The organism is Pumilibacter intestinalis (genome assembly GCF_943193005.1).
In the GTDB taxonomy this organism is placed as follows: domain Bacteria; phylum Bacillota; class Clostridia; order Christensenellales; family Pumilibacteraceae; genus Pumilibacter; species Pumilibacter intestinalis.
Genome location: NZ_CALPCH010000003.1, coordinates 158,014 through 173,340, shown reverse-complemented (window position 1 = coordinate 173,340; position 15,327 = coordinate 158,014). Strand labels below are relative to the sequence as shown.

14 protein-coding genes and 1 tRNA gene are annotated in these 15,327 nt (G+C 53.2%); 3 read left to right on the top strand and 12 right to left on the bottom strand.

Annotated features, from left to right (window positions below; translation table 11 throughout):
- Positions 1–74: 74 nt before the first annotated feature.
- A complete protein-coding gene (locus NFR55_RS02585) occupies positions 75–914 on the bottom strand; it encodes a collagen-like domain-containing protein (RefSeq protein ID WP_275556902.1) in 840 nt (279 codons plus the stop codon).
- A gap of 168 nt (positions 915–1,082) precedes the next feature.
- Here NFR55_RS02585 and NFR55_RS02580 point away from each other — a divergent pair.
- Positions 1,083–1,159: transfer RNA gene (locus NFR55_RS02580), tRNA-Met, on the top strand.
- A 57-nt stretch (positions 1,160–1,216) separates the two neighbouring features.
- On the opposite strand, the gene NFR55_RS02575 is transcribed toward NFR55_RS02580, so the two are convergent.
- Positions 1,217–1,747 (bottom strand): transcription repressor NadR, encoded by a 531-nt coding sequence (locus NFR55_RS02575; protein ID WP_251545931.1) that lies wholly within the window; start codon positions 1,745–1,747, stop codon positions 1,217–1,219.
- A 132-nt stretch (positions 1,748–1,879) separates the two neighbouring features.
- Here NFR55_RS02575 and NFR55_RS02570 point away from each other — a divergent pair, with 132 nt between their 5' ends.
- Complete coding sequence (locus tag NFR55_RS02570; RefSeq protein ID WP_251545928.1) at positions 1,880–2,425, top strand: cysteine hydrolase family protein; 546 nt, start codon at positions 1,880–1,882, stop codon at positions 2,423–2,425.
- Positions 2,426–2,519: 94 nt separating this feature from the next.
- Here NFR55_RS02570 and tuf read toward each other — a convergent pair whose 3' ends face one another.
- From tuf to NFR55_RS02535, 7 genes are all read right to left on the bottom strand, one after another.
- On the bottom strand, positions 2,520–3,716 hold the full coding sequence (gene tuf, locus NFR55_RS02565) for an elongation factor Tu (protein ID WP_251545926.1): 1,197 nt from the start codon (positions 3,714–3,716) through the stop codon (positions 2,520–2,522).
- A gap of 330 nt (positions 3,717–4,046) precedes the next feature.
- A complete protein-coding gene (gene fusA, locus NFR55_RS02560; protein WP_251545924.1) occupies positions 4,047–6,164 on the bottom strand; it encodes an elongation factor G in 2,118 nt (705 codons plus the stop codon).
- A 21-nt stretch (positions 6,165–6,185) separates the two neighbouring features.
- Entirely contained in the window at positions 6,186–6,656 is a 471-nt protein-coding gene (gene rpsG, locus NFR55_RS02555) for a 30S ribosomal protein S7 (RefSeq protein ID WP_251545923.1), read from the bottom strand.
- Between the two features lie 54 nt (positions 6,657–6,710).
- On the bottom strand, positions 6,711–7,082 hold the full coding sequence (gene rpsL / locus NFR55_RS02550; protein WP_251545922.1) for a 30S ribosomal protein S12: 372 nt from the start codon (positions 7,080–7,082) through the stop codon (positions 6,711–6,713).
- A 310-nt stretch (positions 7,083–7,392) separates the two neighbouring features.
- Positions 7,393–9,021 carry an alpha-L-rhamnosidase-related protein gene (locus NFR55_RS02545; RefSeq protein ID WP_251545921.1) on the bottom strand — a complete coding sequence of 543 codons (1,629 nt, stop codon included), beginning with the start codon at positions 9,019–9,021 and terminating at the stop codon, positions 7,393–7,395.
- A 78-nt stretch (positions 9,022–9,099) separates the two neighbouring features.
- Positions 9,100–10,143 (bottom strand): LacI family DNA-binding transcriptional regulator, encoded by a 1,044-nt coding sequence (locus NFR55_RS02540; protein WP_251545920.1) that lies wholly within the window; start codon positions 10,141–10,143, stop codon positions 9,100–9,102.
- A gap of 122 nt (positions 10,144–10,265) precedes the next feature.
- Positions 10,266–10,850 carry an SIMPL domain-containing protein gene (locus NFR55_RS02535; RefSeq protein WP_251545914.1) on the bottom strand — a complete coding sequence of 195 codons (585 nt, stop codon included), beginning with the start codon at positions 10,848–10,850 and terminating at the stop codon, positions 10,266–10,268.
- 176 nt (positions 10,851–11,026) lie between these two features.
- Here NFR55_RS02535 and NFR55_RS02530 point away from each other — a divergent pair, with 176 nt between their 5' ends.
- The gene (locus NFR55_RS02530; protein ID WP_251545912.1) at positions 11,027–11,842 is read left to right on the top strand and encodes a S1C family serine protease; all 816 of its coding nucleotides are present in this window, start codon (positions 11,027–11,029) and stop codon (positions 11,840–11,842) included.
- Here the strand turns inward: NFR55_RS02530 and NFR55_RS02525 are convergent.
- The 3 genes from NFR55_RS02525 to NFR55_RS02515 all read right to left on the bottom strand — a co-directional run bounded on the left by NFR55_RS02525 (position 11,829) and on the right by NFR55_RS02515 (position 15,027).
- Positions 11,829–12,677 (bottom strand): CPBP family intramembrane glutamic endopeptidase, encoded by an 849-nt coding sequence (locus NFR55_RS02525; RefSeq protein WP_251545910.1) that lies wholly within the window; start codon positions 12,675–12,677, stop codon positions 11,829–11,831. The genes NFR55_RS02530 and NFR55_RS02525 overlap by 14 nt on opposite strands.
- Positions 12,674–14,113, bottom strand: coding sequence for a ComEC/Rec2 family competence protein (locus NFR55_RS02520; RefSeq protein ID WP_251545908.1), 1,440 nt, complete (start codon positions 14,111–14,113; stop codon positions 12,674–12,676). Before NFR55_RS02520 ends, NFR55_RS02525 begins: the two co-directional genes overlap by 4 nt.
- Positions 14,114–14,235: 122 nt before the next feature.
- Entirely contained in the window at positions 14,236–15,027 is a 792-nt protein-coding gene (locus tag NFR55_RS02515) for a patatin-like phospholipase family protein (RefSeq protein ID WP_251545906.1), read from the bottom strand.
- Positions 15,028–15,327: the final 300 nt, after the last annotated feature.

The window sequence follows — 15,327 nt, the reverse complement described above, 5'->3', positions numbered from 1 at the left end:
CCCAACAAAAAACGCTTCCGCTGTGCGCTACGGAAGCGTTTTTTTGTTTCGTTACACTTTACTCGGCAATTTCTTTAGGTTGCCAAAAATCCTGCGGCTCTGAGCGACGCCAACAACTGATTGAGCGTTGCGGCTACCTGCTCGGGCGTAGGGGTAGCGGGAGCGTCGGCAACCGCCGCCGCCGGAGTTATCGTTGCCGCAGGGCCTGTAGGACCCGTAGGGCCGATAGCACCCGCCGCGCCCGCAGCACCCGCAGGTCCCGCAGGTCCCGTGGGTCCGGTAGGGCCGATAGCACCCGCCGCGCCCGCAGCACCCGCAGGTCCCGTGGGTCCGGTAGGTCCTACATCACCCGCCGCGCCCGCTACGCCTTGAACGCCCTGAACGCCTTGCGGACCGGCAGGACCTGTCGGTCCCGTGGGTCCTATTTCGCCCGTTGCGCCCGTTGCTCCGGCTACGCCCGCAGGGCCTTGAGGTCCGGTCGGTCCTATAGGTCCGGTAGGACCGGTTGCACCCGCAACGCCTGCCGCGCCCGCTACGCCTTGAATACCCTGAACGCCCTGCGGTCCTGTCGGTCCGGTAGGTCCGACCGCACCCGCTTCACCCGTTGCGCCCGTTGCTCCGGTTGCGCCCGTTGCTCCCACGGGTCCCATAGGCCCCATAGGTCCGGTAGGTCCTACCGCGCCGGGCACGCCCTGTAAGCCCTGTACGCCCTGAGGTCCGGTAGGACCCATTGCGCCCGGAAATCCCATAGGCCCCATGGGTCCCATAGGTCCGCGCGGTCCGGTAGGTCCTACGCAACACGAGGGAACGGGGTCGGGACAAGGCGGCATGGGCGGATTAGGCTCGCAGCAACAATCGGGCTCTTGCGAATTGCAATCGCATCTGTTTGAGCATCCGAAATTAAATCTGAACATACATACCTCTCCTTTGTTGTGAGATAATCTCTCTACACTCATACTATGTTATTCCGCCGCAATGTGTGATTATTTTTCCGTTGCTTCAACGGAGATTATTTTTCTTTGCAAACCGCCGCAAAAGACTTGCAATAATCAAATTATTTTGATATAATAGTAAAGCTGTGTGGCGGTATAGCTCAGCTGGCTAGAGTACTCGGTTCATACCCGATTGGTCGTTGGTTCGAATCCAACTACCGCTACCAACAAAAAGCGCTTGATAATATCAGGCGCTTTTTTGTCGTGTTTTTAGGGCGGTTATCTTACTTGGCGAGACGGTTGTCGCTCTCCAAAATACCGAGCTTTAAGAGTTTGTTTTTTATACGTTCGTATGCCGCCGAATCGGGCACTCGAATAATATGTATGTGCAAGCCTCCCGTAAGGTCGCAAAGTTGAGCGGCATTGTTTTCTTTCACCTTTTGCATGAACTTTTCAACGTCGTACCTCGACGCAATATTGAGTTCGCCAGATATTTGCCCGTATATAGGGTGCTCTACCGTAACGCTCAAAACCGTACCGCCGTTGTCTACCACGGCGCAAAGCTCTTGCTCGGTCATATCCAGCGAATGACGGCAAATCAAAGTTTCGGTGCAACCCGTTGGTTTTTCGCGCTCCAAAAAGTAACCGTTGCGCATTGCCGATATCTTTTTGCCGTTGGCACGCAACAGCGCGATATCCGACACTATTACCTGACGCGTAACCGAAAAACGCTCGGCTAAATCGGACGCGTTAATGCATGCGTCGCTCGATTCGAGTATTTCGTAAATTCGGTTGCGTCGTTCGTTGTTGTTCATAAAATATCTCTCGTTTATATTCTAACACATTTTTTGGTTTTCCGCAATTATATTCATTGACAACCCGAGAAATTAAGTTTATAATTACAACATGTGTATATACACATGACAATACATATAGGAGATATAATTATGAAAGAAAAACAAGCCGTACTGGTGGTAGACATGCTCAACGACTTTGTTACGGGCGCGCTCAAGTGCGACCGCGGACTTGCAATAGTTCCGCAAACCGCAAAACTTTTGAACGCGGCACGAAAGAGCGGCGTGCCCGTAATATTTTGCAACGACGCGCACCTAAAGGGCATAGACCACGAGCTCAAACTTTGGGGCGACCATGCAATAGCGGGAACGGAAGGCGCAAAAGTGATACCCGAGCTTAATTTGCGCGAAACCGACTACGTTGTGCCCAAACGCAGATACAGCGGGTTTTTCCGCACCGACCTCGAGCTTTTATTGCGCGAACTGGGCGTAACTACCGTGATAATGACGGGACTGCACACCCACATGTGCGTGCGCCACACCTCCGCCGACGCTTATCAACTCGGCTACAAAGTGGTTGTGGCGAGCGACGCAACCGACTCGTTCACGAAAGAAGACTACGACTACGGCATTAAATATCTTAAAGAGGTTTACGGCGCGGAAATAACCGACGTAGACTCTTTAATAAAAACCTTTTAATCCCCCCACCTCACAAACAAATAAGAGCAACAGAAAAGAGCCGAGGCATATTGCCTTGGCTCTGTCTTGTTTCGTTATATTTAAGGATTTAACCTTATTTTATTATTTTAGCCACAACGCCCGAACCAACCGTTCTGCCGCCCTCGCGGATAGCGAAGCGCAAGCCCTGCTCTGCCGCTATGGGAGCGATGAGCTTAACGGTGATGGAGATGTTGTCGCCGGGCATAACCATTTCTACACCCTTGGGAAGCTCGATGGTGCCGGTAACGTCGGTAGTTCTGAAATAGAACTGCGGGCGGTAGCCGTTGAAGAACGGGGTATGACGTCCGCCCTCTTCCTTCTTAAGAACGTACACCTCGGCGGTGAACTCGGTGTGCGGGGTGATGGAGCCGGGTTTGGCTATAACCTGTCCGCGCTCGATTTCTTTACGGTCTATGCCGCGAAGAAGGATACCCGCGTTGTCGCCCGCCTGAGCAAAGTCAAGGCTCTTGCGGAACATTTCTATACCGGTAACCACGCTGGTTTTGGTGTCTTTGATACCTACGATTTCAACGGGGTCCTGAACCTTAATCTGTCCGCGCTCTACTCTGCCGGTAGCAACGGTGCCGCGGCCGGTGATGGTGAACACGTCTTCAACAGGCATAAGGAAAGGCTTGTCTATGTCGCGCGTGGGAGCGGGTATCTCGGTGTCTACGGTGTTCATAAGGTCGTAAATGGGCTTGATTGCGGGGTCGTCGGTGTTGCCCGCCATAGCCGCCTCGAGAGCTTTAACCGCACTGCCGCGGATTATCTTGGTGTCTTTGAATCCGTAGCTCTCCAAAAGCTCGGTAACTTCCATTTCAACAAGGTCGAGAAGTTCTTCGTCGTCGACAAGGTCGGTCTTGTTAAGGAACACTACAATCTTGGGCACGCCAACCTGACGGGCAAGCAAGATGTGCTCGCGGGTCTGGGGCATGGGACCGTCGGTAGCCGCAACAACGAGTATAGCGCCGTCCATCTGAGCGGCACCGGTAATCATGTTCTTTACGTAGTCGGCGTGGCCCGGGCAGTCAACGTGAGCGTAGTGACGGGTTTCGGTCTGATACTCAACGTGAGCGGTGTTAATCGTGATGCCGCGCGCCTTTTCCTCGGGAGCGGAGTCGATTTCGTCGTATTTTTTCTTTTCCGCCAAGCCTTTGGCTGCAAGAGCCATGGTGATGGCTGCGGTAAGGGTGGTCTTGCCGTGGTCAACGTGGCCGATGGTGCCGATGTTAACGTGCGGCTTGCTTCTGTCGAACTTAGCTTTTGCCATTTTGAATTTTCCTCCGAAAATTTTTGTTTTTTAATTTTGGTTTTTTTGTTTTTTTATATTATAACGCAAACGTTAAAATATTTCAATCGTTTTACTTGCATTTTTGCAAATTCTTTTGTGTTTACTTGTCATTGCGAGCGAACGCAGTGAGCGTGGCAATCTCGCGCACGGAACATGTACAGTGGCTGCAACGTCCTCATGGCTGAGATTGCTTCGTCGGGCTATGCCCTCCTCGCAATGACAGGGGGGGGGTAGTAGCGAACAATAACGTCATTGCGAGCGAACGCAGTGAGCGTGGCAATCCCTTGCATGGAACAAATACGTTGCCGATTAGTCTTTCTTCGCGCGGTCGCCTATAATCTTTTCCGCCACGTTGCGGGGCACTTCGCTGTAATGGTCGAAAGTCATGGTGTACTGACCTCTGCCCTGCGTGCGCGAACGAAGGTCGGTTGCGTAACCGAACATTTCGCTCAAAGGAATTTCGGCGCGGATTTCCTGGCTGCCGTTTATGGTTTCCATGCCGAGCAGGTTGCCGCGGCGCGAGCTTACGTTGCCCATAACGTCGCCGAGATATTCTTCGGGAAGGTTAATCTCAACGCGCATGATAGGTTCCATAATGATGGGGTCGGCTTTGCGCATGCCCTCTTTGAACGCCATAGAACCCGCGATTTTGAACGCCATTTCCGAAGAGTCAACCTCGTGGAAGCTACCGTCGTATACGGTAACCTTAAAGTCAACGCATTCGTAGCCCGCGAGCACGCCGCTCTGCTTGGCTTCGCGAATACCGTTGTCGATAGCGGGAATGTACTCTTTGGGAATGCTTCCGCCCACGGTCTTGTCTTCGAACTCGTAGCCCTTGCCGGGTTCAAGCGGTTCCATAATGATTTTGCAGTGTCCGTACTGACCTTTACCGCCGCTCTGACGAATGTATTTGCCTTCCACGTCAACCTTTTTGCGGATAGCTTCGCGGTAAGCGACTTGCGGCTTGCCTACGTTGGCTTCCACTTTGAATTCGCGCAAAAGTCTGTCTACGATTATCTCCAAGTGAAGCTCGCCCATACCGGCAATAATGGTTTGACCCGTTTCTTGGTCGGTATAAGTCTTAAACGTGGGGTCTTCCTCGGCGAGTTTAACGAGTGCCATGGTCATTTTTTCTTGCGAAGCCTTGGTTTTGGGCTCGATTGCAACTCTTATAACCGGCTCGGGGAACTCCATGCTCTCGAGCACAATGGGCTTGGCGGGGTCGCAAAGCGTGTCGCCCGTGGTGGTGTCTTTGAGTCCTACGAACGCGCAGATATCGCCTGCGAATATCTCGTCTATTTCGGTGCGGTTGTTGGCGTGCATCATGAGGATGCGGCCGATACGTTCTTTTTTGTCCTTGGTGGAGTTGAGAACGTAAGAACCGGACGTAAGCGTACCGGAGTAGCAACGGAAGAACGCGAGCTTTCCTACGAACGGGTCGGCCATAATCTTAAACGCAAGTCCGGAGAAAGGTGCGGAGTCGCTCGTTTCGCGCTCTTCCACCGTTTCGCCGTCCATAAGCGTGCCTTTCACGTTGGGAATATCGAGGGGGCTGGGCATGTAGTCCACGATAGCGTCGAGCAACTTTTGCACGCCCTTGTTCTTAAACGAACTGCCGCAGGTCACGGGATTGATTTTCATATCAATGGTGAGCTTGCGGAGCGCTTTCTTTATTTCCTCAACGGTGAAATCCGCGCCTTCGTTCTCGAAATAACGCTCCATGAGCGCGTCGTCGGCTTCCGCCACCGTTTCGAGCAGTTTTGCGCGGTATTCCTCCGCCTGCGCCTTGAGTTCGGCGGGTATGTCGGTTTCGTCCATTACCGTGCCGAGGTCGTCTTTGTAGATATCGGCTTTCATGGTAACGAGGTCTATAACGCCTACGAACGTGTCCGCCGTGCCTATCGGAAGCTGGATAGCTATGGGATTGGCTTTAAGACGGGTGCGCATCATATCCATTACGTTGAAGAAGTTCGCGCCTTCGCGGTCCATCTTGTTTACGTATGCAATGCGGGGTACGCCGTATTTGTCCGCCTGACGCCAAACCGTTTCGGATTGGGGCTGAACGCCGCCGCGGGCGCAGAATACCGCAACCGAGCCGTCGAGCACCTTAAGACTGCGCTCCACCTCTACGGTGAAGTCAACGTGACCCGGGGTGTCTATTATGTTTATGCGCTTATACGGTTCGGTGCTGTTCGCGCTGCGGTCTACGCGCCATTGAGTGGTGGTAGCGGCGGAAGTTATGGTTATGCCGCGCTCCTGCTCCTGCGCCATCCAGTCCATGGTTGCCGCGCCTTCGTGCACCTCGCCTATTTTGTGCGTTTTGCCCGTGTAATACAGTATGCGCTCCGTCGTGGTGGTCTTGCCTGCATCGATGTGCGCCATTATACCTATATTACGGGTATTTTCCAAACTATATTGTCTTGCCATAATCTGTTTCTCTCTCCGAGTCTACCAGCGGTAGTGCGCGAACGCCTTGTTCGCTTCAGCCATGCGGTGCATTTCTTCTTTGCGTTTGATTGACGCGCCGGCATTGTTGTAAGCGTCCATAAGCTCGCCCGCCATTTTCTCTTTCATGGTCTTTTCGCTGCGCTTTCTCGCAAACATTACAAGCCAACGAATGGCAAGAGTCTGTCTGCGCTCGGGACGGATTTCCATGGGCACCTGATAGGTGCTGCCGCCCACCCTGCGAGCTTTAACCTCGAGTAGCGGCTTTACGTTTTCAAGAGCCTGATTGAATACGTCGAGCGGTTCGAGGTTCATTTTCTCTTTTATGATATCGAATGCGTCGTACACGATTGCCTGCGCCGTGCCTTTTTTGCCGTCGAGCATTATTTGGCTAACGAGCTTGGTTATTACCTTGCTGCCGTATACCGGGTCGGGCAGAACGTCGCGCTTGGGGACGCCGTTTCTTCTGGGCATAGTGTGATTTACCTCCTGTTTAATATTTGTTTTTCGTCGGTACCGTAATACCGATTATTTGGCGCGCTTTGCGCCGTATTTCGAGCGAGCTTGCTTGCGTTTGGCAACGCCCGCGGTATCGAGCGCACCGCGAATGATGTGATACCTCACGCCGGGCAAATCCTTCACTCTGCCGCCACGGATAAGCACAACGCTGTGTTCTTGCAGATTGTGTCCTATGCCGGGAATATAGACCGTACCTTCCATCTTGTTTACAAGACGTACTCTTGCAATCTTACGAATTGCCGAGTTGGGCTTTTTGGGGGTGGTCGTGGTTACCGAAAGGCACACGCCGCGCTTCTGCGGATTGTTGTCGAGAATGGGGCTAAGCGACTTAAACACCGGTTTCTCGCGACCTTTCCTTATAAGCTGGTTAATCGTAGGCATTATTACTCTACCTCCTTATAGTAGTATTGCCCCACCCGAATAAAACAAATATTTTATACAAGGCAGGAATTTTTACGTTTACCGCACGCGCTTTTCAGGCCAAAAGACGCGCAAGGAAACATAAGCGCACACCTTTACAGTATACGCTATAGTATTTTATCACAAACCGCACTCGGCAGTCAACTGTTTTAACAAAACTTTCAAGTTTCCTGCACGCCTTTCATTATTTCCATTTGGAGCGGACTCGCAATATCGCTCAAAAGCATTGCGAGCGTGTTGCTCTCATAACCCCTTTTCTCCGATGGAAAAATTATTTCTTTTTCAGTTTAACGTCTTTGCGGTGCGAGGGAACGGCGGGTTTTACTCCCGCGGGATAAGCCACGGTGAAAAGTCCGTTTTCAAGCGAGATATCCACAGTGCCGAAAGGCGTGGGATATTTTATTTCGTAAGCGTTAAAGCCCGCGCTCACGGGATTTATTGCGAGAGTTTTGCAACCCGCTTCGAGCGGCTCTATGCCGCCCACCGTTTTTATGAGGAAGGGCACGGGTCCGCAAGACCAGCCGTGGCACAGCGAGTGCCTGAAGCCTACGTAGCAGTAGTCACCGAAATCGCCGTGCACGTCCTTTTCGTCGGGTTTTACGGGCTCGTCTATGCGCGAAGTTCCCTCTACCCAGTCCATATCGAAATTTTCCCAAAAAGACGTTGCGCCCTTGTCGAGCATTGCGCCGTAGTACTCTTTCATTATTTCCACCGCTTTTTCGGGCTTGCCCGCCGCGGCTACGGCAGAAAGAATGTAATAGCTCATAAAGGTGCTCATTCCGCGGCTGTTGCCGTTCGAAAGAAAAGCGTAGGCGTCCTCGGGCTTTTCGAGTCCCGCAAACACTTTCATGGCTTCGCACTGCTTGCACTCCGCCGCCTTATCCGCATATCCCTCGAGCTTACCTATTATTTCGTCGCATACCGCCGTATCCAACCCCAAAAGCGCAAACAGTTCTTTGCCCTTTTGCGCCGCAAGATACACGAGCGCGGTAGTGCCTATTATTTCGTCCGGCTTTTCGTGGCTCGGCCAGTCGAACAGTCCGCTTGCCGTAACCTTTCCTTCGGCGGATACGAGCGAGCCTATCTGCTTCATCACGCCGTATATGTAGTCGCGTTGCGACTTTATGTATTCCGCGTCGCCGTTGTGGCGGTAGTAGTCGGCAAGAATTATCACCCACCACATGGAATAGTTTTCTATGCCGTTCATCCACTCGGGAAGCGGCGTATGCGCACGCGAGTATTCGAGCGATTCGAGCACCGACTCGTCAGACCCGAACAGGCTTATAATGCCCATGGTCTCGGGGTGCATATCGCCCACCCAAACAAGGCGGTCGCGCTTTATTCCGTCCCATATGTAACGCTGCATGTTGAGCATGAGCGTGCGAGCGGCGATATCGAAAATTTCGTTCACCCGCTCGTCGTTGCACTTAAACGAGCCCATCGGCTTTAAGTCGCGGTGCACGTACACGGCGGTTACGGCCTTTAAGAGCATATCCGTGCCTTCGGGAAAATCCATGCGAACAAATCTGAAACCCGTTTCGAAAAAGGTCATATCCGAAAGCATGGGCAGTTCAACGAACGCGTCGCGGAGCGTGTGGTGATTGCCCGCGCCCCTTTCGCCCAATTCGGCGCAACACTCGGCAACCGACTCTCCGCAACGAATGCGCACTTTAACCGAGCCGCCGCCCGCGTGGTGAGTGAGCACTCTCACGCCGCCGTTGTATTCCTTTCCGAAATCGAGCACCAAATGCGCCTTGCCCGATATTTTCACAAGCCGAGTTTCACTCGTGCCTATCTGCATATCCACGGGCTCAACGAGCGACTCCGCGCCCTCTATAGCTCCCGACTGCGCCACTACGCGAACGGGAAAAACGTCCTCTCTTATACGGGTATCCTTCACTTTCTTTTCTTCTCCTTGCTTTTCGTCGACTACACGTGTACCGACAAATATATTCAAGCGCGGCATTTCCGCAACTCTTTACTTGTTTACGCTCTTGCAAACCGCGGTGCTTTCCCGCACTACGAGCGACGGCGAAATGCGCTCTCGCGACACAACGCTTTTATTGTCTATGTTTTGCTTGAGTATGCCGAATATTCTGTGCCCGTATTCGAGCGAACGGTGGCTTATGGTGGTTAGCGCGGGGTAAGACGAGCGGGCAAACAGTATGTCGTCCATGCCGGCAACCGACACGTCTTCGGGCACTTTGAGTCCGCTCTCTTGAAACGCTCGCATCGCGCCGAGAGCCATCAAGTCGTTCGTGCACATCACGGCGGTAAACTCCGCGCCCGTGCTCATCAGCTTTTTTGCGAGTTCGTAACCGCGGTCTATGGTGCTCTCCCACGGCGGCGAGCCGCAAACGGTGACGGGATTTGCTTCGCCGAACAGCCTTTGCATGTTGTTCCCGAACGATTTCAGCCGCTTGTCGTACTCGTAGCTGTCGTCGAAACAGCTCAAAAACGCTATCTTGCTGTGCCCGAGGTCTTTGAAATGCTCGACGAGCATGCTCACGCCCGCTCCGAAGTCGAGCTCGAGTCCGCACACGCGCGGGTCGGAAAACCCTCTCAGCGACGTTATTATTACGCTTATGCCCCTGTCGAGCAACTTTTCTATGCTCTTGTTGTTCACCTTTGCGGGGTCTACCGACAAAAACACGCCGTCCACTTTGCGGCAAATAAAGTCGTCTACGTAGCTGTCGAGGTTTTTTACGCCGCCGCAAATGTGTGTGAAATATCCGCTGTTCATCGCCGATTCCTGAATGGCGCGGATTATTTCTATTTGCAACGGGCTTGCCATGTCGTCGGTGAGTACGGCTATGGTGTCAGAGCTTTTGCGCCTTACCGCCGCCGCCAAAAGGTCGGGGTGATAGTCCAGTTCTTCTGCCGCACGCATAACTCTTCTCACAAGCTCGGGGGAAACGTAACGCTTACGCGAAAAAACGTAAGACACGGTTGCGCCCGACACGCCCGCAAGACGCGCCACGTCGTCGCGGCAACACTGCTCGCTTCTCTTGTTTTCCTCCATAAGCAATTTATCTCCTCGGCGAGAAGTATTCGGCAGTTATCATTTTAACATTGTTGCGAATTCGTGTCAAATCAATACGTAATTTTTTTCGACTAAAAACGCTGTATATATTATACAAAATGTCAGGCTATCTCCCACTCGCAGGTTACCGACTCCACCGCTTCCACGTCTTCGGGCTCGGCGCACGCGCCGCCAAACGCCGCCGCACGCATGAGTCGCGCCCCGCCGCCGAAACCTGCCGCGTATTCCACGCCGCAAAGCTCGCCCAGCTTTACGCCCGCCGCCGCGGCAATGTTTTGCGCACTCGCACGCGCCGCCGCCACGGCTTCCGCCGCAAGCGCGTTGCGATACGACTTATCCGCAAGCGAATATTCGCTGTTCCAGCCCATGCCGCTGCTTTCCGCCGCAGCCAAAACTCTCTCCATGCGCCCGTCGGTTATGGGGAGAGATGCTTTTATTTCGGTACGAGCCGCAAACAAAGTTTTGCCGTCGCGCTTAATCTGCGCAACGCTCGCGCCGCTCTTTCTTATTTCGTTTTTATCGAGAGCCGCCGCCGCGAAACTTTTTATTATTTCTTCGGCTTTTAAGTTCAGTTCGCTTACCGCCTCGCCGTACTTTTTGCTTTCGGTTTTCACTTCGACCGATACCGTCGCGGTGTCGGGCGCAAACTTTCCGCTCGCGCTCTGCGTAACTTTAATCGTTTTCATTGCGTTATACCTCCGCGTTTATTATAACATATTCCGCGGCATTGCGCAACGATTTTACGGCGGAGCGTAAAGCATAAGGGCGGTTTGTCAAGTTTTTTCATAACCGACATAATATTTTCACTCAATCGCAGTAAAATAAGCAATAATAAAAATACCCGATAAGTAAGGAGCGAAAAATGATAACCAACGTGAAAGAAAAGAAAGACCGCCGAATTCCCGTACTAATCGCCTGCCTTATAATCGCGCTCGCGTTTGCGGTGTGCGCGGTCGCGGGTTGCGCGATATACGGCGATAAGCCCGATTCCCCCACGGTGCTCCACGCTCAAAACGGCGAAACGATTTCGCGGCTCTCGAACGGCGAGCGAACAATAGCCGACGTTGTGGAACAGGTCGCGGACTCGGTTGTGGAAATAACCTGCACCGTTGAAACCTCGAGCACCGACTGGTTCGGCAGACCGGTAACCTCGCGCGGGACGAGCGCGGGAAGCGGCGTTATAATAGCAGACAACGGGACGGTGATTACAAATCATCACGTAATAGACGGCGCGGTGGAAATAAGCGTGCGCCTGAGAAACGGCAACACCTACGCCGCCGAACTTGTGGGAAGCGACTCGGGCCACGATATAGCCATAATAAAAATATCGCCCGAAGAAACGCTTACTTACGCCACTTTCGGAGAGTCGGCAAAGCTCAAAGTGGGTCAGCCCGTGGTGGTGATAGGCAACCCGCTCGGAACTCTGGGCGGCACGGTTACCGACGGAATAATAAGCGCGCTCGAGCGCGATATGACAATCGAGGGCGTAACCATGAAACTGCTTCAAACCAACGCTTCCATAAACTCGGGCAACTCGGGCGGCGGCATGTTCGACCTCGACGGCAGACTGATAGGAATAGTAAACGCCAAGTCCAAAGGGCTCGGCGTAGAGGGGCTGGGCTTTGCGATACCGTCCGACACCGCGCTTGCGGTGGCGCAAACCATTATAGGCGAATGAGTTTGGGCTTTATATCCTCGGCTTTTACCTGCCGCAACATGAGATACGCCCAGTATCCCGCGGCGGCAAGGCTCACGCAAACGGTAAGCGCAATCGAAAAGGCGTTCCACACCGTGCCCGTGCCGAGGGTATCGGCGGCAAGCCCCGCAAAGTTGTAGCCCGCGTGCAACAGGGCGCACGCGAACACGTTGCGGCACAAAAGCATTACCATGGCGCACATCGCGCCCACCAAAAAGCTGTATCCCACTTGACACAGCACCGCCAACGGATTGGACGAAAACAAATTCACGAGGTGTATCGCTCCGAACACCGCCGACGATATCACGACCGCGAGGAAAACTCCTTTGCGGTCGTTTTTTGTTTTGGCAAGCACGAGAGGGAATATAATTCCGCGAAAAACAAGCTCCTCGAAAAGCCCCACCGAAACGCAGTTGAGCGCGAAAAGAAACCAGCCGAGCCCGCTCGCGTTTACGGAAATTTCGCCCGTAGCCAAACCCGCGAACGGCGCGTTGTTCGCCGCCACCAAAGCAAAGGGCAGAGCGAGCAAAAAACCTTTCGCGCCCGTTTTGAACGAGAATATTCTCACGCCCATATTCACGGCAAGCAGAGTTAAAAGCGCGAAGCCTACAAATCTGAATACCGCGTTGCCGAGGTTGCGGGCGTTTGTGCCGCCTCCGCCCAAAAACAGCGAGCCGAGGTCCTCGCCGGGGAGCAACACTATGCCGAGCGCGAACAGCGTTACAACGATTATGCCGTATATCGGTTCGCGCATAAGCCCGAATTTGTCGGAGCCGACAAATCCCGTTTGTTTGTTTCCAAGCTCGTTGTCGCTCATTTGCGGCGTGTTCCTTTGCTTCTGCCCGAAGAGCTTACTCCCGCTTCCCTCGCCGCCTTTCTCACCTGCTTGCGAGCCTGTTTTACGGCGGGCATTACAATGAGCACCGCTATTACTACGATTACGCCGAGTATAACTATCTCCGTCCATGTGAGGTGGATTTTGTCGTTTCCTATGGCGTGCTCGCTCGTTTTAACCACGTTTACGTTTTTAACCACCGTTTCCGCGCCCATGAAGAGCTCGTAAGAAAGCACGCCGTTTGTTTCCACGCCCTTTACCGACATTGCGATTGTGCCGTTGTAGTCGGTGCGCACTATGTTTTCATCGGTAAAACCGAGCGCAGCCAGCCTTTCCATAACCTCGGCGTGCGGGTGCTTGTAGCTGTTGTTTACCCCGCAAGATATTACGGCTATCACGTTCGCGCGGTTTTCGGGCGTGGTCATAGCGCGTATCATATCTTCGCTTGAAGAAGTGCGGCTTCCGTGATGACCGAGCTTGAAAACGTCCACGCTGAAATCGTCGGTAAACACCGAGTATTTTCCCTCGCCCTCTTTCGCCTTTTTCACGAAATCGGCTTCCGCTTCCTTTTCGGCGTCGCCCGAGAGCATAAACTTTTTGCCGTGATAATCGAGCACCATTACGGGCGAGTAGTTGTTGTTGTCTTTGTAAGACGAAGTTTTGTCCGCGCCGTAAAAGGTGAACTCGTAGTAGTTCGCGTCGCCCTCGCCCGCGCCCTCGGGAGTAATAACTCCCGTTTCGGGGTCTTCGGAGTCTATAATAAACACTTCGCTCTCTACGTTGTTTACGTTGCTTTCGTTGTAGCCCGCTTTGAGCGCGTTGTCGTATGCCCTCGTGGTCTTTTCGTTGTTTTTGCTGTTCGCGGTTTGCGCCTTTATGCTCTCTTTTGCGGGGTCGGTCCAGTCGTCGCCCGCCTCGCCGTCTTTATACGCCGAGTATACGTTGGGGCGATAAAAGGTTTTCGCGGGATACTTTTCCAAAACGTCCGCCATGCCGCCGCAATGGTCGGAGTCGGGGTGCGTGAGTATGACGAAATCGAAATATTTTATATCTTCGCCGTTTTCGTCGTTTATGTTTTCTTCTATGTACTCGATAAGACGCGTTTTGTTTTCGGTGTGGGTGTCGCCCGCGTCTATAAGCATGTTGCGATTGTCGGGCAGTTCTATAATGCACGCGTCGCCCTGCCCCACGTCTACGAAATGCACGTTAAGGTCGCCGCCGAGCTCGAGTATTTCCTCGGTTTTAGTGCCCGAATAGTCGTCTTTTTCGAGCGAAACGCTCTCCTGCGTTTTGGTAAGTCCGAATTTCTCGTTTATGGTATTCGTCCATATCAAACTTATCAAAAGCGCGGCAACGAGAACTACCGCAAGTCCTATGCGTATCGCCCAATTGTTTCCGCCGTTTTCAGAACGCGCCATATATTGCCTCCGTTTTTTTAGATTTTATTTTCTCATGCAGGAGATTGCTTCGGCATTTCATGCCTCGCAATGACGGGAAAGTCAACACGTCATTGCGAGCGAACGCAGTGAGCGCGGCAATCTCAGTCATGGAACATGTTCCGTTGCTTCTCGATTGCGGCTTTTGTAGCCTCATACCCGAGTTCAACCATCTCTTTCCAACCGTCTTTGCTCATAGACGAATACGCCGACGTGTCGGGCGCAATCACCACGTCGCTGTGCCTAAGTCCCTCCGCCGAGGAGTTGGAAAGCACTATGCCCAGCGTCCCTTTGAGCACGTCTATAAGCCCCATGCCCGCAGTGCCGCCGCCCCGCCCCGGATTTACGTCTACCGTAATCACACGCGTTGCGCCCAGCATTCTGCACACGTCGGCGGGAATGTTGTTCATAAGTCCGCCGTCGCACAGGTGCTTGCCGCCCATAGCTATGGGTTTATACAGCACGGGAACGGCGCAAGACGCCGCAACCGCTATGCTCGCGTTGCCTTTATCGAGCACCGCCTGCTTTGCCGCAACCAAGTCTACCGCAACCGCCGCAAACCGTGTGGGCAAACTCGCTATATCTTTAACGCCCACGAGGTCGGTTACTATCTTGCCTATCTTCATGGGGTCGTTGGGCGCAATCACTATGCCGTTGTGGATATCGTGCATATCCAAACTTTCGGCGTAGCGCATAAGCGTATCGCTCTTTACTCCCGCGGCGTAAACCGCGCCCACAAGCGCGCCCACGCTCGTGCCCACAATCAAATCGAACTTTATTCCCGCTTCTTCGAACGCCTTTACCGCGCCGATATGCGCAAAGCCCCTTGCTCCGCCGCCGCCCAAACACAACGCCTTTACATTCGATATTTCTTTGCTTTTCTTTTTTCCGAACATATTTTTCCTTTTCTCATGCCTTGTCATTGCGAGCGGGTTTTTGCTTTGTCATTGCGAGCGAACGCAGTGAGCGCGGCAATCTCAGCCATGGAACTCGTGCAGTTGCTATTGCTTTCCTAATGTATGGGATTGCCGCGTCGGGCTTTGCCCTCCTCGCAATGACATTCTTTTTCCCGTCATTGCGAGCGGGTTTTTGCTTTGTCATTGCGAGCGAACGCAGTGAGCGTGGCAATCTCAGCCATGGAACTCGTGCAGTTGCTACTGCTTTCCTAATGTATGGGATTGCCGCGGGCACAAGTG

Coding starts and splice junctions, on each gene's coding strand:
- NFR55_RS02535 (WP_251545914.1), bottom strand. CDS start 10,850: ATGAAAACGATTAAAGTTACGCAGAGCGCGAGCGGAAAGTTTGCGCCC.
- NFR55_RS02575 (WP_251545931.1), bottom strand. CDS start 1,747: ATGAACAACAACGAACGACGCAACCGAATTTACGAAATACTCGAATCG.
- tuf (WP_251545926.1), bottom strand. CDS start 3,716: ATGGCAAAAGCTAAGTTCGACAGAAGCAAGCCGCACGTTAACATCGGC.
- NFR55_RS02540 (WP_251545920.1), bottom strand. CDS start 10,143: ATGGAGGAAAACAAGAGAAGCGAGCAGTGTTGCCGCGACGACGTGGCG.
- NFR55_RS02515 (WP_251545906.1), bottom strand. CDS start 15,027: ATGTTCGGAAAAAAGAAAAGCAAAGAAATATCGAATGTAAAGGCGTTG.
- NFR55_RS02520 (WP_251545908.1), bottom strand. CDS start 14,113: ATGGCGCGTTCTGAAAACGGCGGAAACAATTGGGCGATACGCATAGGA.
- NFR55_RS02585 (WP_275556902.1), bottom strand. CDS start 914: ATGTTCAGATTTAATTTCGGATGCTCAAACAGATGCGATTGCAATTCG.
- rpsL (WP_251545922.1), bottom strand. CDS start 7,082: ATGCCTACGATTAACCAGCTTATAAGGAAAGGTCGCGAGAAACCGGTG.
- NFR55_RS02530 (WP_251545912.1), top strand. CDS start 11,027: ATGATAACCAACGTGAAAGAAAAGAAAGACCGCCGAATTCCCGTACTA.
- NFR55_RS02525 (WP_251545910.1), bottom strand. CDS start 12,677: ATGAGCGACAACGAGCTTGGAAACAAACAAACGGGATTTGTCGGCTCC.
- NFR55_RS02570 (WP_251545928.1), top strand. CDS start 1,880: ATGAAAGAAAAACAAGCCGTACTGGTGGTAGACATGCTCAACGACTTT.
- rpsG (WP_251545923.1), bottom strand. CDS start 6,656: ATGCCCAGAAGAAACGGCGTCCCCAAGCGCGACGTTCTGCCCGACCCG.
- fusA (WP_251545924.1), bottom strand. CDS start 6,164: ATGGCAAGACAATATAGTTTGGAAAATACCCGTAATATAGGTATAATG.